Origin of the sequence: Pseudomonas sp. SBT1-2 (assembly GCF_028640875.1) — a bacterium.
GTDB classification, from domain to species: Bacteria; Pseudomonadota; Gammaproteobacteria; order Pseudomonadales; family Pseudomonadaceae; genus Aquipseudomonas; species Aquipseudomonas chlororaphis_I.
This window is the reverse complement of record NZ_JAQZAA010000013.1, coordinates 64449-81839: the sequence shown is the minus strand read 5'-3', so window position 1 is coordinate 81839 and position 17391 is coordinate 64449. Positions and strand designations below refer to the sequence as shown.

Below are 17391 nucleotides of genomic sequence, written 5' to 3'. Positions count from 1 at the left end.
TCGCGGGCAAGCCTCGCTCCTACAATTTCCTTATTTTCAATTGATGGGCATTAACCCGAAGGTCGCTTTTTATGGCCGGCTGGTTATTTCCCACCGTAGATCTGGTCGAAGACCCCGCCATCGTTGAAGTGGGTCTTCTGCACGGTGCGCCAGTCGCCGAAGGTTTTTTCCACCGACAGGAAGTCGACTTTCGGGAAACGATCGGTGTACTTGGCCAGGACTTTCGGGTCCCGTGGGCGCAGGTAGTTGTTGGCGGCGATTTCCTGGCCTTGCGGCGACCACAGGTACTTCAGGTATTCCTCGGCCGCGGCGCGCGAGCCTTTCTTGTCAACCACCTTGTCGACCACCGATACCGGCGGCTCGGCTTCGGCGGAGACGCTCGGGTAGATGACTTCGAACTGATCGCGGCCGAATTCGCGGGCGATCATTTCCGCTTCGTTCTCGAAGGTCACCAGCACGTCGCCGATCTGGTTGGTCATGAAGGTGGTGGTGGCGGCGCGGCCGCCGGTGTCGAGCACCGGCGCCTGCTTGAACAGCTTGCCGACGAAGTCCTTGGCCTTGTTCTCGTCGCCGCCGTTCTTCAGCACATACCCCCAGGCCGACAGGTAGGTGTAGCGGCCGTTACCCGAGGTCTTCGGGTTCGGCACGATTACCTGCACGCCATCCTTGAGCAGGTCCGGCCAGTCTTTCAGGGCCTTGGGGTTGCCCTTGCGCACGATGAACACGGTGGCCGAGGTGAAGGGTGCGCTGTTGTTCGGCAGGCGGGTCACCCAGTTGTCCGGCACCAGCTTGCCGTTGTCCGCCAGGGCGTTGATGTCGGTGGCCATGTTCATGGTGATGACGTCGGCCGGCAGGCCGTCGATCACCGAGCGCGCCTGTTTGCTGGAGCCGCCGAAGGACATCTGCAGGGTGATGTTCTCGTTGTGCTCGGCCTGCCAGTGCTTCTGGAAGGCCGTGTTGTAGTCCTTGTAGAAGTCTCGCATCACGTCGTAGGAAACGTTGAGCAGGGTCGGGGCGGCCTGGGCGACGCTGCCCAGTGCCAGGCCGGCGGCCAGGAGAGAGGCGCTAACGAGTTTTTTCACTGCACATTCCTTTTTGTTGAGAGTGAAGTATTCGAGAGTGAAGGCAATTTGCCGCCGACTATAGCCGGGGCGGTATATCTCTTTAAAGATTAAAAAGTGCTTTGCTTATTCAGTTTTCATGGACCACTTTCGGGAACAACGCATTGCCACATCGCGAGCAGAACGCGGCGCCGTGCTCATGGTCGTTCTTCCTGCACACCGGGCAGTCGTGCTTGAGCTGTTCGCCGCGCAGGGCATTGGCCAGTTCCGCGGTGAAGATCCCGGTGGGCACGGCGATGATCGAGTAGCCGGTGATCATCACCAGGGACGAAATCACCTGGCCCAGCGGCGTCTTCGGCACGATATCGCCAAAGCCCACGGTGGTCAGGGTGACGATGGCCCAGTAGATGCCCTTGGGAATACTGGTGAACCCATGCTCGGGCCCCTCGACCACATACATCAGGGTGCCGAACACCGTGACCAGGGTCGACACGCTGAGCAGGAACACGATGATTTTCTGCTTGCTGCCGCGCAACGCCGACATCAGGTAGTTGGCCTGCTTGAGATACGGGCTGAGCTTGAGCACGCGGAAGATGCGCAGCATGCGGATCACCCGGATGATCAGCAGGTACTGGGCGTCGCTGTAATACAGGGCGAGGATCCCCGGCACGATGGCCAGCAGGTCCACCAGCCCGTAGAAACTGAAGGCGTAGCGCAGCGGCTTGGGCGAGCAGTACAGGCGCAGGCCGTATTCGATGGCGAAGATCAGGGTAAAACCCCATTCGATATAGGCCAGCACATTGGCGTAGTTCTGATGCACCTCGTCGATGCTGTCGAGGATCACGATCACCAGGCTGGCGAGGATGATCAGCAACAGGGTGCTGTCGAAGCGTCGACCGGCCACGGTGTCGGTCTGGAAAATCATGACGTAGAGACGCTCACGCCAGTGCCGGTTGTTGTCCGTGTTGCTGTCCATGCTGTTCGCCTGAATGGAAGGTCAGCGAAGCCTAGGGGGATTGGCCCCGGTAGCGCAAGGCGTGCTGTCCACGGCGGCCTGGCGCAGCACCCGCAGCGCGGCGCGGACCAGCCAGCAGGCGAGGATAAAGGGTGCGGTCAGAGCGGGCAGGCCCAGCGCGGCGAAGCCCGGGGTGAGCAGCAGCGCCAGGAGCATACCTGGCAGCGCCAGCCAGGACCGGCGGTGGTCCTGGCTCAGGGCCAGGGCCACCAGGGCGCTGTTGTAGCCGCCAAGGCCCAGCAGGGCGCCGGTAGGTTCCTGTTGCAGCAGGGCGAAGCCCAGGCCCGCCGCCGAGCCGAACAGCGCCCAGGCGACCGCCCGGCGATCAGCCAGCAGCAACCCCAGGGCAATCAGCACCCCGGCCAACGGATGTTCGAGGAACATCACCTGGCCGAGCCCCTGGAGCAGTACCTGCAGCAGCGCCAGCGCATTGGGTTCGGCCCAGGGCGCGTCGACGCTGGCGGGCAGCGGTGCGGCCAGGCCCAGCAGCAACCAGCCGAGGCCGACGAAGGGCGCGGTGTAGGCCGGTAGACAATATTGATCGCGGGCGCGTTTGAGCCATTGCTGGGTGAGGATCGCACTGAGGCCGCCGCAGGCGATGATCAGCGGTGGCAGCAGCACCGACCAGTCGAAGCGCAGGCCCAGGAGCAGGCCGAGCAGGACCCCGTTGTAGCTGAACAGCCCGGCTTGCCGGTCGGCCTTGGCATAGCCCCGGCGCTGTGCGGTGAGCAGCCCGGCCACGCCGCCCAGCAGCGCACCGCCGAGCAGCGCCGGAGCGCTCAGCAGGATGGCCAGCATGCACAGCAGGCCGCACAGCGGATGGCGCTGGAGGAAGATCTGGCTGAAGCCGTTGAGCAGGGCGGTGGCCCAGTCGGGGCAGTGGGCGTTGAAGTGTTCTGAAGGCATGGAAAGTTGACTCCTGTAGCCGCTGCCGAGCCTGCGAGGCTGCGATCGGGCGCGTAGCGGCCGTCAATCAGGCAATGCCGTGTTCCAGGCAAGTCCAGTGCTCGGGCCTGGCGAGGACTGCGTCGGAGTGCCGCCCACTTCGATCGCAGCCTCGCAGGCTCGGCAGCGGCTACAGGGCTCAGATCAGGGTTTCGATGCGCAGCGAGTTGGTCGAGCCCGGCTGGCCGAATGGCACGCCTGCGGTGATCAACAGGGTGTCGCCGCGTTTGGCCATGCCTTGCGCCTGGGCGATTTCCAGGGCGGTGGAGCAGACCTCGTCGACCTGGCGCAGGCGGTCGTTGACCACCGAGTGCACGCCCCAGGCCACCGTCAGGCGACGCGCGGTGGACAGGTTCGGCGTCAGGTTGAGGATCGGCACCGTCGGCCGTTCCCGGGCCGCGCGCAGGCTGGAGCTGCCGGACTCGCTGTAGTTCACCAGCACCGCCACCGGCAGGATGCTGCTGATGCGGCGGATCGCGCAGCTGATGGCATCGGACACCGTGGCTTCGGCCTGGGGCCGGCTGACGTCGAGCTGGGTCTGGTAGTCCGGGCCGCTTTCCACCTGGCGGATGATCTTGCTCATCATCTGCACCGCCTCCAGCGGGTATTCGCCGGAGGCGGTTTCCGCCGAGAGCATCACCGCGTCGGCGCCTTCGGCCACCGCGTTGGCCACGTCCGTGACCTCGGCCCGGGTCGGGGCGGGGGAGAAGCGCATGGATTCGAGCATCTGCGTGGCCACCACCACCGGCTTACCCAGCTGGCGGCAGGTGCCGATGATGTTCTTCTGGATCTGCGGCACGCTTTCGGCCGGCACCTCCACCCCGAGGTCGCCACGGGCCACCATGATCGCGTCGCTCAGTTCGGCGATCTCGCGCAATTGGGTGACGGCCGAGGGTTTCTCGATCTTGGCCATCAGGAACGCCTTGTCGCCGATTAGCGCGCGGGCTTCATGAATGTCCTCGGGGCGCTGCACGAACGATAGGGCGACCCAGTCCACCCCCAGTTCCAGGCCGAAGTCCAGGTCGCGGCGATCCTTGGCGGTCAGCGGGCTGAGGTCGAGCACCGCTTGCGGGACGTTGACGCCCTTGCGGTCCGACAGTTCGCCGCCGTTGAGCACCGTGGTGTCGATGGCGTCGGCGTGTTTGGCGGTGACCCGCAGACGCAGCTTGCCATCGTCCAGCAGCAGGTCCATGCCCGGCTCCAGGGCTTTGAGGATTTCCGGGTGGGGCAGGTTGACCCGGCGCTGGTCGCCCGGGGTGCTGTCCAGGTCCAGGCGCAGGGCCTGGCCGCGATGCAGCTGGACCTTGCCTTCGGCGAACGTGCCGACCCGCAGTTTCGGGCCTTGCAGGTCCATCAGGATGCCCAGCGGGTAGTTCAGCTGTTTTTCGACTTCGCGGATCCACTGGTAACGCTGGGCGTGATCGGCGTGGTCGCCATGGCTGAAGTTGAGGCGAAAGATATTCACCCCGGCCTGCACCAGCTCGCGGATGTCGTCGATGCCGTCGATGGCCGGGCCGAGGGTGGCGAGGATTTTGACCTTTTTGTCAGGCGTCATGTTTGGGGCTCTCGAGGATCAGGATGGCGCGGAAGTCGTTGACGTTAGTGCGGGTCGGTTCGGTGACGATCAACCCGTCCAGGGCCGCGAAGTAGCCATAGCCGTTGTTGTTGTCCAGCTCGTCGCTGGCACTCAGGCCCAGGGCGGCGGCGCGGGCGTAGCTGTCCGGGGCCATGATGGCGCCGGCATTGTCTTCGGAACCGTCGATGCCGTCGGTGTCGCCGGCCAGGGCGTAGACGCCGGGCAGGCCCTTGAGGCTTTCGGTGAGGCTCAGGAGGAACTCGGCATTGCGCCCGCCGCGGCCATTGCCGCGCACGGTGACCGTGGTTTCACCGCCGGACAGGATCACGCAGGGCGCCGCCAGCGGCTGGCCGTGCAGCACCACCTGGCGGGCGATGCCGGCGTGGACCTTGGCCACCTCGCGGGACTCGCCTTCCAGGTCGCCGAGGATCAGCGGGCTGAAACCGGCCTGGCGGGCTTTCACCGCGGCGGCCTCCAGCGACTGCTGTGGCCGGGCGATCAGCTGGAAGTGACTGCGGGCCAGGCTCGGGTCGCCGGGCTTGACGGTTTCCGACTCCGGGCTTTGCAGCCAGGTGCGCACCGCCGCGGGTACCTCGATGGCATAACGCTTGAGGATCGCCAGGGCCTCGGCCGAGGTGCTGGGGTCGGCCACGGTGGGGCCGGAGGCGATGACCGTGGCCAGGTCGCCCGGTACATCGGAAATCGCGTAGGTGTAGAGGGTGGCTGGCCAGCAGGCCTTGGCCAGGCGGCCGCCCTTGATCGCCGAGAGGTGTTTGCGCACGCAGTTCATCTCGCCGATGCTGGCGCCGGACTTGAGCAGGGCCTTGTTGATCGACTGCTTGTCCGCCAGGGTGATGCCCGCAGCGGGCAGGGCCAGCAGGGCGGAACCGCCGCCGGACAGGAGGAAAATCACCCGGTCCTGTTCCGACAGGTCGCTGACCAGTTCCAGCACGCGCTTGGCCACGGCCAGGCCAGCGGCATCGGGTACTGGATGGGCGGCTTCGACCACTTCGATTTTTTCGCAGGGGGCGCCGTGGCCGTAGCGGGTGACGACCAGCCCGCTGACTTCACCCAACCAGCAGCGTTCGACCACCTGGGCCATGGCCGCGGCGGCCTTGCCGGCACCGATGACGATCACCCGGCCGCTGCGGTCGCTGGGCAAATGGGCTTCGAGGACGTGCTGCGGGTGGGCGGCGTCGATGGCTGTGGCGAACAGCTCACGGAGGAATTGTTGCGGATCGACCGGCATGGCGGGCTCCCGGATTTCTTGTTATTCGAGGTGTGGCTGTCACGCAACCTGTAGCCGCTGCCGAAGGCTGCGATAAGGTTCGAAGAACCTTCCTGCGATGTGCAAGTGCACGCCTGCTGCGTCGGAGTGCCGCCCAAGTCGATCGCAGCCTTCGGCAGCGGCTACAGGGGATTTGCTGGCGTTCTCTTACTTGTCGCGGATCGAGAAGTTCGCCATGTGTTCCAGGCCCTTGATCAGCGCCGAGTGGTCCCAGTTGCTGCCGCCGATGGCCGCGCAGGTGCTGAACACTTGCTGGGCGTTGGCGGTGTTGGGCAGGTTGATGTTCAGCTCCTTGGCGCCTTGCAGGGCCAGGTTGAGGTCCTTCTGGTGCAGGCTGATGCGGAAGCCCGGGTCGAAGGTGCCCTTGATCATGCGCTCGCCGTGCACCTCGAGGATCTTCGAGGAGGCGAAGCCGCCCATCAGCGCTTCACGTACCTTGGCCGGGTCGGCGCCGTTTTTCGCGGCGAACAGCAGGGCCTCGGCCACTGCCTGGATGTTCAGGGCGACGATGATCTGGTTCGCCACCTTGGCGGTCTGGCCGTCGCCATTGCCGCCGACCAGGGTGATGTTCTTGCCCATGGCCTGGAACAGCGGCAGGGCACGCTCGAAGGCCTGGCTGTCGCCGCCGACCATGATGCTCAGGGTCGCCGCCTTGGCGCCGACTTCACCGCCGGACACCGGGGCGTCCAGGTACTGCGCGCCTTTCTCGTTGATCCTGGCGGCGAAGGCCTTGGTCGCGGTTGGCGAGATCGAACTCATGTCGATCACCACCTTGCCCGGGCCGACGCCCGCGGCCACGCCGTCGGCGCGCAGCAGCACGTCGTCGACTTGCGGGGTATCCGGGACCATGACGATGATGAATTCAGCTTCCTGGGCCACTTCCTTGGGGCTGGCCAGGGCGACCGCGCCGGCGGCGACCAGGTCGGCCGGGGCCGCGTCGTGGTGCTGGGACAGGAACAGGCTGTGACCGGCTTTTTGCAGGTTGGAGGCCATTGGGTGACCCATGATGCCGGTGCCGATGAATCCGATTTTAGCCATGAGAAAATCCTCTTTTTGTTAGGTAGCACGCCCTCTGTAGGAGCGAGCTTGCTCGCGAAAAATGGCAGGGCGCCGTGTTCATTCAGGATGCCTGCGTCATCGTTGACGACCTTCGCGAGCAAGCTCGCTCCTACAGCGATGAACGATGACGCGGTGTGCGATCAGATTGCGTTGTGGCTCTTGAGCCAGCCCAGGCCGGCTTCGGTAGTGGTCAGCGGCTTGTATTCGCAGCCGACCCAGCCCTGGTAGCCGATCTTGTCCAGGTGCCCGAACAGGAAGTGGTAGTTGATCTCGCCGGTGCCCGGTTCGTTACGCCCCGGGTTGTCCGCCAGCTGGACATGGTTGATCGCGTCCAGGTGGCCGGACAGGGTCCGGGCCAGGTCGCCCTCCATGATTTGCATGTGGTAGATGTCGTATTGCAGGTACAGGTTGCTGCTGGCGACCTGCTCGCGGATCGACAGGGCCTGGGCCGTGTTGTTCAGGTAGAAGCCCGGGATGTCGCGGGTGTTGATCGCTTCCATCACCAGCTTGATGCCCGCGGCCTGGAGTTTCTCGGCGGCGTACTTGAGGTTGGCGATAAAGGTCTTTTCCACCGTGGCATCGTCGACGCCTTGTGGGCGGATGCCGGCCAGGCAGTTGATCTGGGTATTGCCCAGTACCTGGGCGTAGGCGATGGCCAGGTCGACCCCGGCGCGGAACTCTTCGACCCGGTCCGGCAGGCAGGCGATACCGCGCTCGCCCTTGGCCCAATCGCCCGCAGGAAGGTTGAACAGCACCTGGGTCAGGCCGTGGGCGTCGAGTTGCGCCTTGATCTCGGCGGAGCTGAATTCGTAGGGAAACAGGTATTCGACACCACTGAAGCCTGCCTCGGCGGCGGCCTTGAAGCGGGCGAGGAAGTCCTGTTCGGTGAACAGCATGGACAGGTTGGCGGCAAAACGCGGCATGGTGGTCTCCTGTAGAGGTATCAATCCCTGTAGCCGCTGCCGCAGGCTGCGATAAGGCCGAAGGCCTTCGACGATCCTGAGATCTTGCGCATCCTGCGGATGCGATCGCAGCCTTCGGCAGCGGCTACATAGGGGTGTCAGTCAAGCAGGGAAATCGCAGTGGGGGCGTCGTTGCCAACCAGCGCCAGGTCTTCGAATTCGTTGACCGCGTTGATCTCGGTGCCCATGGAGATGTTGGTGACACGCTCCAGGATGATCTCGACGATCACCGGCACCTTGAACTGCTCGAGCATTTCCTGGGCCTGGCGCAGGGCCGGCTGGATGCCCGCGGGCTCGAATACCCGCAGCGCCTTGCAGCCCAGGCCTTCGGCGACCGCGACGTGGTCCACGCCGTAGCCGTTGAGTTCCGGGGCGTTGAGGTTGTCGAAGGACAGCTGCACGCAGTAGTCCATGTCGAAACCGCGCTGCGCCTGGCGGATCAGGCCCAGGTAGGAGTTGTTCACCACCACGTGGATGTACGGCAGCTTGAACTGCGCGCCCACGGCCAGCTCTTCGATCATGAACTGGAAGTCATAGTCGCCGGACAGCGCCACCACCTTGCGGCTCGGGTCGGCCTTGACCACCCCCAGCGCCGCCGGAATGGTCCAGCCCAGCGGGCCGGCCTGGCCGCAGTTGATCCAGTGGCGTGGTTTGTACACATGCAGGAACTGCGCGCCGGCAATCTGCGACAGGCCGATGGTGCTGACGTAGCAGGTGTCCTTGCCGAACACCTGGTTCATCTCTTCATACACACGCTGCGGCTTGACCGGCACGTTGTCGAAGTGGGTCTTGCGTTGCAGGCTCGACTTGCGCTGCTGGCAATCCTGCAGCCAGGCGCTGCGGTTCTTCAGCTTGCCGGCGGCCTGCCATTCGCGAGCGACTTCGATGAACACGGTCAGCGCCGAGCTGGCGTCGGAGACGATGCCCAGGTCCGGGGTGAACACCCGGCCGATCTGGGTCGGCTCGATGTCCACGTGGATGAACTTGCGACCCTCGGTGTAGACGTCCACCGAACCGGTGTGGCGGTTGGCCCAGCGGTTGCCGATGCCCAGGACCGCATCCGACTTGAGCAGGGTGGCGTTGCCGTAGCGGTGGGAGGTCTGCAGGCCGACCATGCCGACCATCTGCGGGTGATCGTCGGGGATGCTGCCCCAGCCCATCAGGGTCGGGATGACCGGGATGCCGGTCAGTTCGGCGAATTCCACCAGCAGTTCGCTGGCATCGGCATTGATGATGCCGCCTCCGGCAACCAGCAACGGCCGCTCGGCCTGATCCAGCAGGGCCAGGGCCTTTTCGACCTGGACTCGGCTCGCCGACGGCAAGGCCCGCGGCAGCGGCTGGTAGGCGTCGATGTCGAATTCGATCTCGGCCATTTGCACGTCGAACGGCAGGTCGATCAGCACCGGACCGGGACGGCCGGAGCGCATTTCATAGAAGGCTTTCTGGAAGGCGTAAGGCACCTGGCCCGGTTCCAGGACGGTGGTCGCCCATTTGGTCACCGGCTTGACGATGCTGGTGATGTCGACGGCCTGGAAGTCTTCCTTGTGCAGGCGGGCCCGCGGGGCCTGGCCGGTGATGCAGAGAATCGGGATCGAGTCGGCCGAGGCGCTGTACAGGCCGGTGACCATGTCGGTGCCGGCAGGGCCGGAGGTGCCGATGCACACGCCAATGTTGCCGGCTTTGGTGCGGGTGTAACCCTCGGCCATGTGCGAGGCGCCTTCAACGTGGCGAGCGAGGACGTGATCGATGCCGCCGACCTTTTGCAGGGCGGAGTACAGCGGGTTGATGGCGGCACCCGGGATGCCGAAAGCGGTATCGACCCCTTCACGGCGCATCACCAGAACGGCGGCTTCGATTGCTCTCATTTTGCTCATGGTTTTGTGCCTCTTACGTTTTGTAATTGTATACAAGTGGCTTTGCGCTGAGTGTATTCATGGCGAGTGTCGCAGGTCAATCCATTTTCTCTCGCGCTTGGATGCGTTCGTCCGGTGCCGATAAACAGGCTGCTTTTCGTCGGAAGCAGGGATTTGCGAAAATTATTGTATACAAAAACAAAGTTTGTTGTGTTCTATTTGTTGTATCGATCTTCTTATCGGAACACCCCAATTTTTCCCAATAACAAAATAAGGACGGCACCCATGAGCGCTTTAACCTTGAACGTTGCAGTCAGCCTGGCCGGCAAGGCCCTGGCCTTTGGCCGTGAGATCAGCGCGGCACCCTTGACCATTGCGGTGCTCGATGCCGGCGGGCATCTGGTGACCTTGCAGCGCGAAGACGGGGCCAGCCTGCTACGGCCACAGATCGCCATCGGCAAGGCCTGGGGCGCGATCGCCCTGGGCAAGGGCTCGCGCCTGCTGGCGCTGGATGCGCAGCAGCGGCCGGCCTTTATCGCCGCGCTCAATAGCCTGGGGCAGGGCAGCGTGGTGCCGGCGCCGGGTGGGGTGTTGATTCGTGATCAGCAGGGGGTGGTGGTGGGTGCGATCGGCATCAGTGGCGACACCTCGGACATCGACGAGCAATGTGCGATCAGCGCCATCGAGGCGCAGGGCTTGCGGGCGGATGCGGGTGTGAGTGCCTGATCTGTAGCCGTGTAGCTGCTGCCGCAGGCTGCGATCGCACACCACGGGTGCGCAAGATCTGAAGATCGCTGAAGACCTTCGGCCTTATCGCAGCCTGCGGCAGCGGCTACAGGGGCTGGCTTACTGGTCCGTTTCGCAGCCCTTGAGCACCAGGCGGATGATGGTCTGGGCGGCGGCTTCGTAATCGGACTCGTCCAGCTTGGCCTTGCCGGTCACCACCGAGATCTGCCAGTCGAAGTCGGCGTAGGTCTGGGTCGCGGCCCAGATGCTGAACATCAGGTGGTGCGGGTCGATGGGCGCGATCTGGCCACGATCGATCCAGGTCTGGATGCAATCGATGTTGTGCTTGGCCTGGGCGTTGAGCTGCTCGACCTGGTCCGGGCTCAGGTGTGGGGCACCGTGCATGATCTCGCTGGCGAACACCTTGGAGGCGAAGGGCAGGTCGCGGGAGATGCGGATCTTCGAGCGGATGTAGCCGCTCAGTACTTCGCTGGGCACGCCGTCGGCGTTGAACGGGGTCGAAGCCTGGAGGATCGGCTCGATGATGCTTTCCAGGACCTCGCGGTAGAGGTTTTCCTTGGATTTGAAGTAGTAGTAGACGTTGGGTTTGGGCAGCCCCGCCTTGGCCGCGATGTCGCTGGTTTTGGTCGCAGCGAAGCCTTTGTCGGCAAACTCTTCACTGGCGGCACGCAGGATCAGTTCTTTGTTGCGCTCGCGGATGGTGCTCATAAACCAGGTGATTCCTTGCCTGTTCGGGCGGTTGCGCATGGTAGCACCGGCCTTGCGCGAGGCTCAAGAATGCCCCGCCGGCCCTCGTTGCGCGCTATGCTTCGCAACATTTATGACCTCAAGGAACCCTGATCCATGGCCGGAAGCAGTTTGCTGGTGCTGATCGACGATATTGCCACGGTACTCGACGACGTGGCGCTGATGACCAAGATGGCGGCGAAGAAGACCGCCGGGGTGCTGGGGGACGACCTCGCGCTCAATGCCCAGCAGGTTTCCGGGGTGCGCGCCGAGCGCGAATTACCGGTGGTCTGGGCGGTGGCCAAGGGCTCGTTCCTGAACAAGCTGATCCTGGTGCCCGCGGCGCTGGCCATCAGTGCCTTCGCGCCCTGGCTGGTGATACCGCTGCTGATGCTCGGCGGTGCCTACCTGTGCTTCGAGGGCTTTGAAAAACTCGCCCACAAGTTTCTCCACAGCAAGGCCGAGGATCAGGCCGAGCACCAGCAACTGATCGAAGCCGTGGCGGACCCGGCCACCGATCTGGTGGCCTTTGAGAAGACCAAGATCAAGGGCGCGATCCGCACCGACTTCATTCTCTCGGCCGAGATCATCGCCATTACCCTGGGCACCGTCGCCGACGCGCCGTTGATGCAGCAGGTGGTGGTGCTTTCGGGCATCGCCATCGTCATGACCGTCGGCGTGTATGGCCTGGTGGGCGGCATCGTCAAGCTCGACGACCTCGGCCTGTGGCTGACGCAGAAGCCGGGCCAGGTCGCAAAAAGCATCGGCGGCGCGATCCTGCGCGCAGCGCCCTACATGATGAAAAGCCTCTCGGTGATCGGCACCGCGGCCATGTTCATGGTCGGCGGCGGCATCCTGACCCACGGCGTGCCGGCGGCGCATCACTGGATCGAGACTGTCACGGCGCACACGGCCGAGGTGGTTGGCGGGTTTTCGCTGATCATGCCGACGCTGCTCAATGCCGTGGCCGGCATTATCGCCGGCGCCGCGGTACTGGTCGTGGTGTCGCTGGGTGGCAAGCTGTGGCGCGCGGCCAGGGCCTGATTCGTTGAAGGCCCTCGCCGCTGCAGGACGAGGGGCGAGGGCGAGGGTCTGTCAGGCAGGGAGCAGTTGCGCGACCGCCAGGCCGATCTTGTTGATCGCCTGTTCGATCTTGCGGTTGGGCACGCCGGCAAAGTTCAGCCTGAGGCAATTGCGGTACTTGCCGGCCGCGGAAAAGATATTGCCGTTGGCGATCTGGATGTCCTCGGCTTCCAGCAGCCGGTTCAGGGTGTAGGTGTCGAACTCGTCCGGCAACTCCACCCACAAAGTGAACCCGCCCTGGGGTTTGCTGACCCGGGTGCCTTCCGGCAGGTAGCGGCTGACCCACTCGGTCATCAGGTCGCGATGGCGTTGGTACTGTTTGCGCATCCGTCGCAGGTGCGGCAGGTAATGACCCTTGGCAATGAATTCGGCCACCGCCAGCTGCGGCTGGGTCGCGGTGGTGCCGGAGCCGACGTATTTCATGTGCAGCACTTGCGGCAGGTAACGCCCCGGGGCGATCCAGCCGATCCTCAGGCCCGGCGCCAGGGTTTTCGAGAACGAACTGCACAGCAGCACGCGCCCGTCGTCGTCGAATGACTTCAGGGTGCGCGGCCGCGGGTAGCGGAACGCCAGGTCGCCATAGATATCGTCTTCGATGATCGGCACGTCGTAGCGCTGGGCCAGGCGGATCATCGCGCGCTTGCGATCGTCCGGCATGATGTAGCCCAGCGGGTTGTTGCAATTGGGCGTGAGCTGGATGGCCTTGATCGGCCACTGTTCCAGGGCCATTTCCATGGCTTCCAGGCTGATGCCGGTGACCGGGTCGGTGGGAATCTCCAGGGCCTTGAGGCCGGCGGCCTTGAGCAGCTGGATGATGCCGTGAAAGCAGGGGGAAGCGATGGCCACGATGTCGCCGGGTTCGCACAGGGCGCGGATGGCGATGGACAGGGCTTCCTGGCAGCCGCTGGTGACGACGATTTCCGCGGGCGTCAGGCGGCAACCGGAGTCGACGCCGAGGCGGGCAATCTGCTCGCGCAGGCTCAGCACACCTTGCAGGTGGTTGTATTGCAGGCTCGGGCTGTCGCTGCGCCGGCTGATTCGCGCCAGGGCGGTCAGCAGCGGCTTGAGGGTCGGCGCCGTAGTGTCGGGCATGCCGCAGCCCAGTTGAATGGCATTGGCGTTCTGCTCCTGGCGCATCAGGTCCTGCACCAGGTCCCACTGGGAGATATCCACAGGCCGCAACGACGGCCGTCCCATCTTCGGTAACTCCGGCAAACGCCGGCCGGCCGGGACGAAATAGCCCGACTTGGGCTTGGGGATAGCCAGTCCCGAGCTTTCCAGAACCCGATAGGCCTGTTGCACGGTGGTGAGGCTGACGCCGTGCTCGAGGCTCAGGGCCCGCACCGAAGGCAAACGCTCCCCCGGCCCGTATAACCCCTGCTCAATGCGGCTGCTGATGTATTCGGCGAGATTCAGGTATCGAGTCATGCGGGGGACTGTAGCGACTCATCTGTCGTATAAAAAGTTACAGATTCCACTTTTTTTGAAAATTTTTAGAGGCAAAAAAGCAATCTGTACTGAGAAAAATCATCCGGCGTGTACCTATAAGACAGTGGTTGCCTTTGGGAAGATGGCCCGCATCGCACTGTACTGGTTGTTCTTAAATACAGTTGCGACGCAATTCAGAGTCCCCCCGGGCAACGTATAACGGGCTTCCCCCTCAGGCTACTTTAGACGATGACTTCTCAAGGAAGAGCAGGGTAATGACGGCAAGGATCAAACTGACTCCACAGATGGCTGAGTACGAGCAGAAGTTCACCGACGGTGGTGAGGTTCGCTGGCTGCCTTATTTGATGTATTTCCATCCTACCGACCACCGTTCGGAGGTGGTCAATACAGATACCTCGGGCTTCCGCTATTCGGAACTGCTGGGCATACAGTATTCAGTGGCCAACAGCCGCCACGCCAAGAGCGTGCGGGTGCTGGCCGGTAGCTCGACCGTGTTTGGCATCGGTGCCAGTTCGGATGCCTGGACATTGCCTTCGCGCCTGGCCGAGAACGATCCGGACAGCAAGCCCTGGATCAACTTCGGCGGACGCAGTTTCAACTCGACCCAGGAACTGACGCTCTTCACCCTTTACCGTCATTTGCTGCCCAAGGTCGACGAAATCGTGCTGTTTTCCGGGTTCAACAACCTGGGGCTGGCCCGCCAGCCACAAAGCAGCCGTGGCGAACACGGCGCTTTCTTCAACTGCAACCAATTCTTCGACGCCATGCGTCCGGAGTCCCAGGCGCCCAAGCGCGGCATGTTCCGCGCCTTGCTCGGCAAGGAGCAGGAAGAGCCGACGCCCGAGCCGCCACCGACCATGGAAGAGCAGATCGACTACGCCGCCGACCTGACCCTGCGTCACCTGGATACCTGGCGCGCGCTGGCGGCCGACATGGGTGCCAAGCTGACCTTCATTCTGCAGCCGCTGGCCGGCTGGGTCCGGGAAAAGGGCTGCGACGAGGAAGAGCAGCTGTTCGCCGAGCTGGATCGCGCCGGCAGTTTCAGCGAGGTCTATGGCGACATCCTGCAACCCAGCGTCTGCGAGGCCTATGCCGCCCGCCTGCGCGAGGGCGCCCAGAAGATGGGCGTGCGTTTCGTGAACATTACGCCGCTGCTGTCCGAGGCCCTGCGGCCTGAACAGTGGTTGTTCGTCGACCGTATTCACTTCACCGACCAGGGGAATGATTTCGTCTCGAAAATCATCCTCGATGTTCTTTAAAGGAGTCTGCCATGAGTTACATCAAGAGCTTGTTCCAACGCCTCTTCGGCAAGAAGAAAAAGAAGAAGCCGGACTCTTCGATCTACCCGATGTTCTGATCTCGACACCCTCAGTCATTGCTTGCCGATGACTGAGGGCCGGCAATGGATTGCCTTGGTCTCCAACCTGGAAGGGAAGTAAACAGTATGTGGCGCCAGTTTTATCGATCAGTCAGCAAGCCCGAGAGCTTTCTGGGGGATGTCAGTATTCGGCGTCTGATGGGCCTGGCCGCACCGGGAGAAACCGGTGCGGAAGGTCTGTCCGGGGTGCGGGTGCAGATCGAACTCTGGCGTGACGAGCAGGCCCGGGTTTACCGCGAACTGGCCAGCCAGGCTGCGGAGCTGGGCAACCAACGGGAATTCGCCGAGGCCCTGCTGGTGCACTCGGCGCCATTGGCCTCGGTGCTGGGTTGCTGGCTGCAAGGCATGAGCGCCCCCGGGGTTTTCGAGGACAGCGCGCAGCTCAGGCTCATGGAGCTGCTGGCCCACGACGTCGGCGTCGGGCGGCCCCTGGCATCGCGCGCCGATCACTTCAAATCGCTGTTGGTGCAGGCAGGGCTGACCGCTTATGCGGTTTCGCCGTTCGAGCTTTCCACGCTCCCCGACCTGCCCGACGAACTGTTCGAATTACCGGCATTGCTGCAAGCGGTGAGCCGCCGCAGCGATGCCTTTGGCGACACCCTGTGCGGCATCGACTATGCCTGGCGTGCCTTGGGGCTGAGCCCCTGGTGGGCGGTGCTGGACGCGCAGCAGCTGGATGTCCGCCGACTCGACCTGAACCAACTGGATGAAAGCGCGGTCGACAGCTCGGCGCTGGAGATCTCCCTGTGGGTCTGCGAGCAGGTCGCCAATCAGGGCAACATTCGCCGCCTGCAACTGGAGGCGGGCGCCCAGTGGTTGTTCGCGGCCCTGAAGACTTTCAACGAGCGGCTGCTGGTGCACTGTCGGGCGGCGGTATCGCCCGAGCGCCTGATGGGCAAGATGATCCAGCGCATGGCCCGGGCCGGCGCGGTCTATCACCAGGATTACAAGATGGAAGGCCGCAGCCTGGCGCAGTGGCTGCGTGAGGCCCAGGTCGACCCGGTGCCGCTGCTGGAGATGCTTTCGCGCAGCCGCCTGATCGTGCCGGGCAACGCCGAGAAGAGTCTGCTGGTCAATACACTGGTCGCGCCGAACGGGCGCATGTTCCGGATCTTCAGCGAGGCCGACCTGAGCGTCATCCGCAAATGGATCGATGGCCTGTCCGGCCCGATCCAGCGCGCAGAAGCTGCCCAAGTACCAACGCCAAGCCCTTGCAATGCAGTGGTTCCACAGGTGCTGGGCGAGGGCATTCAGGAGCAGGGCCAGTGGCCCAAGAGCCTGCGCGAGGCCTATTTCGTCTTGCAGGGCAGGGCGCTGGCGCCTCGCACCCAGGCTTTTGCCCAGGCTTATGTGACGCGTTGGCTGGAGCAGTCGCGCCGCTCGCTGCAAAACTCCGAACGCACCTTGCCCGAGTCCTGGAATGTCGGCGTATTGCGCGAATGGCTACTGGACAAGCACGACCGCCACGGTCAGGAGTTCGAAGAAAGCGACCCGGCGGCCATGCCGTCGCGCGAAGAAATCGTCGATTCCACCCTGCAACTGGCACCGCTGACCCTGATCGACGGCGCCTGGCTGCAGGGTTTCACCGACCTGACGCTGGCCTCGTCCCATGTCGGTTACGCGTTGTTCCAGACTTACTGGGACGAGCTGGGCAACGGCTCCTATGCGTTGAACCATCCGAAAATCTACCGCGACGGCCTGCGCCAGATGGGGCTGGAGCTGGCGCCTACCGGTGCCCGCGAGTTCGCCGAGGATGAGCGGCTGCGCGAGGCCTCGTTCCGCTTGCCGGTCTACTGGCTGTGCCTGGGCAAGCTGCCGGTGACCTTCATGCCGGAAATCCTCGGCATGAACCTGGCGATGGAACTGTCGGGGGTGGGCGGCAGCTACCGTTCGGCCCGGCGCTTCCTCCGGCACTACGGCTTCAGCACGGCGTTCGTCGACCTGCACAACACCATCGATAACGTCACCACCGGGCATTCGGCCTGGGCGGTGGACGCCATCGACGCCTACATGCGCCAGGTCGCCGCGACGAAGCCGGCGGAACTGGCAGAACACTGGCTGCGGGTCCGCGTCGGCTACGAGTCCCTGGCACCGCAGCCGGACCGCTTGACGTCCTGGTTGCAGCGCCTGGGCATCGGCTCCGCGGGCGCGGTGCTGCCCCGGAGCAAGACGCGGGGCGAGGATCAGGCGCTGTTTCACCATGAACCTATTGTCCCTGCCGCGCCGGTTGGCGTAACGGCCTGAACATC

14 protein-coding genes are annotated in these 17391 nt (G+C 63.9%); 4 read left to right on the top strand and 10 right to left on the bottom strand.

Annotated features, from left to right (window positions below; genetic code table 11):
- Positions 1–83: 83 nt before the first annotated feature.
- The 8 genes from PVZ78_RS01265 to gcl all read right to left on the bottom strand — a co-directional run bounded on the left by PVZ78_RS01265 (position 84) and on the right by gcl (position 9780).
- Positions 84–1082, bottom strand: coding sequence for a sulfate ABC transporter substrate-binding protein (locus PVZ78_RS01265; protein WP_009047739.1), 999 nt, complete (start codon positions 1080–1082; stop codon positions 84–86).
- 109 nt (positions 1083–1191) lie between these two features.
- On the bottom strand, positions 1192–2037 hold the full coding sequence (locus PVZ78_RS01260; protein WP_016702229.1) for an ion transporter: 846 nt from the start codon (positions 2035–2037) through the stop codon (positions 1192–1194).
- Between the two features lie 21 nt (positions 2038–2058).
- The gene (locus tag PVZ78_RS01255; protein ID WP_273828131.1) at positions 2059–2982 is read right to left on the bottom strand and encodes an urea transporter; all 924 of its coding nucleotides are present in this window, start codon (positions 2980–2982) and stop codon (positions 2059–2061) included.
- A 178-nt stretch (positions 2983–3160) separates the two neighbouring features.
- Positions 3161–4576 (bottom strand): pyruvate kinase, encoded by a 1416-nt coding sequence (pyk, locus tag PVZ78_RS01250; RefSeq protein ID WP_009047742.1) that lies wholly within the window; start codon positions 4574–4576, stop codon positions 3161–3163.
- Positions 4566–5846 carry a glycerate kinase type-2 family protein gene (locus PVZ78_RS01245; protein WP_273828130.1) on the bottom strand — a complete coding sequence of 427 codons (1281 nt, stop codon included), beginning with the start codon at positions 5844–5846 and terminating at the stop codon, positions 4566–4568. Before PVZ78_RS01245 ends, pyk begins: the two co-directional genes overlap by 11 nt.
- 186 nt (positions 5847–6032) lie before the next feature.
- The gene (locus tag PVZ78_RS01240; protein ID WP_009047744.1) at positions 6033–6923 is read right to left on the bottom strand and encodes a 2-hydroxy-3-oxopropionate reductase; all 891 of its coding nucleotides are present in this window, start codon (positions 6921–6923) and stop codon (positions 6033–6035) included.
- Positions 6924–7084: 161 nt separating this feature from the next.
- A complete protein-coding gene (gene hyi, locus PVZ78_RS01235) occupies positions 7085–7867 on the bottom strand; it encodes a hydroxypyruvate isomerase (RefSeq protein WP_053268503.1) in 783 nt (260 codons plus the stop codon).
- A 137-nt stretch (positions 7868–8004) separates the two neighbouring features.
- A complete protein-coding gene (gene gcl / locus PVZ78_RS01230) occupies positions 8005–9780 on the bottom strand; it encodes a glyoxylate carboligase (RefSeq protein ID WP_273828129.1) in 1776 nt (591 codons plus the stop codon).
- A 264-nt stretch (positions 9781–10044) separates the two neighbouring features.
- Between gcl and PVZ78_RS01225 the strand changes: the two genes are divergently transcribed.
- A complete protein-coding gene (locus PVZ78_RS01225) occupies positions 10045–10485 on the top strand; it encodes a GlcG/HbpS family heme-binding protein (RefSeq protein ID WP_009047747.1) in 441 nt (146 codons plus the stop codon).
- 120 nt (positions 10486–10605) lie between these two features.
- Here the strand turns inward: PVZ78_RS01225 and PVZ78_RS01220 are convergent, their stop codons facing one another.
- Entirely contained in the window at positions 10606–11214 is a 609-nt protein-coding gene (locus PVZ78_RS01220; protein WP_009047748.1) for a TetR/AcrR family transcriptional regulator, read from the bottom strand.
- A 135-nt stretch (positions 11215–11349) separates the two neighbouring features.
- Here PVZ78_RS01220 and PVZ78_RS01215 point away from each other — a divergent pair, with 135 nt between their 5' ends.
- On the top strand, positions 11350–12276 hold the full coding sequence (locus PVZ78_RS01215) for a DUF808 domain-containing protein (RefSeq protein ID WP_016702222.1): 927 nt from the start codon (positions 11350–11352) through the stop codon (positions 12274–12276).
- A 51-nt stretch (positions 12277–12327) separates the two neighbouring features.
- On the opposite strand, the gene PVZ78_RS01210 is transcribed toward PVZ78_RS01215, so the two are convergent.
- Entirely contained in the window at positions 12328–13743 is a 1416-nt protein-coding gene (locus PVZ78_RS01210) for an aminotransferase-like domain-containing protein (RefSeq protein WP_009047750.1), read from the bottom strand.
- Positions 13744–14018: 275 nt separating this feature from the next.
- Here PVZ78_RS01210 and PVZ78_RS01205 point away from each other — a divergent pair, with 275 nt between their 5' ends.
- Positions 14019–15023, top strand: coding sequence for an inducer of phenazine A (locus PVZ78_RS01205; RefSeq protein WP_009047751.1), 1005 nt, complete (start codon positions 14019–14021; stop codon positions 15021–15023).
- A gap of 185 nt (positions 15024–15208) precedes the next feature.
- Positions 15209–17386, top strand: a complete 2178-nt coding sequence (locus PVZ78_RS01200; protein ID WP_273828128.1) for an iron-containing redox enzyme family protein — start codon at positions 15209–15211, stop codon at positions 17384–17386.
- Positions 17387–17391: the final 5 nt, after the last annotated feature.

Coding starts and splice junctions, on each gene's coding strand:
- PVZ78_RS01225 (WP_009047747.1), top strand. CDS start 10,045: ATGAGCGCTTTAACCTTGAACGTTGCAGTCAGCCTGGCCGGCAAGGCC.
- pyk (WP_009047742.1), bottom strand. CDS start 4,576: ATGACGCCTGACAAAAAGGTCAAAATCCTCGCCACCCTCGGCCCGGCC.
- PVZ78_RS01255 (WP_273828131.1), bottom strand. CDS start 2,982: ATGCCTTCAGAACACTTCAACGCCCACTGCCCCGACTGGGCCACCGCC.
- PVZ78_RS01210 (WP_009047750.1), bottom strand. CDS start 13,743: ATGACTCGATACCTGAATCTCGCCGAATACATCAGCAGCCGCATTGAG.
- PVZ78_RS01215 (WP_016702222.1), top strand. CDS start 11,350: ATGGCCGGAAGCAGTTTGCTGGTGCTGATCGACGATATTGCCACGGTA.
- PVZ78_RS01260 (WP_016702229.1), bottom strand. CDS start 2,037: ATGGACAGCAACACGGACAACAACCGGCACTGGCGTGAGCGTCTCTAC.
- PVZ78_RS01240 (WP_009047744.1), bottom strand. CDS start 6,923: ATGGCTAAAATCGGATTCATCGGCACCGGCATCATGGGTCACCCAATG.
- hyi (WP_053268503.1), bottom strand. CDS start 7,867: ATGCCGCGTTTTGCCGCCAACCTGTCCATGCTGTTCACCGAACAGGAC.
- PVZ78_RS01200 (WP_273828128.1), top strand. CDS start 15,209: ATGTGGCGCCAGTTTTATCGATCAGTCAGCAAGCCCGAGAGCTTTCTG.
- PVZ78_RS01220 (WP_009047748.1), bottom strand. CDS start 11,214: ATGAGCACCATCCGCGAGCGCAACAAAGAACTGATCCTGCGTGCCGCC.
- gcl (WP_273828129.1), bottom strand. CDS start 9,780: ATGAGCAAAATGAGAGCAATCGAAGCCGCCGTTCTGGTGATGCGCCGT.
- PVZ78_RS01205 (WP_009047751.1), top strand. CDS start 14,019: ATGACGGCAAGGATCAAACTGACTCCACAGATGGCTGAGTACGAGCAG.
- PVZ78_RS01245 (WP_273828130.1), bottom strand. CDS start 5,846: ATGCCGGTCGATCCGCAACAATTCCTCCGTGAGCTGTTCGCCACAGCC.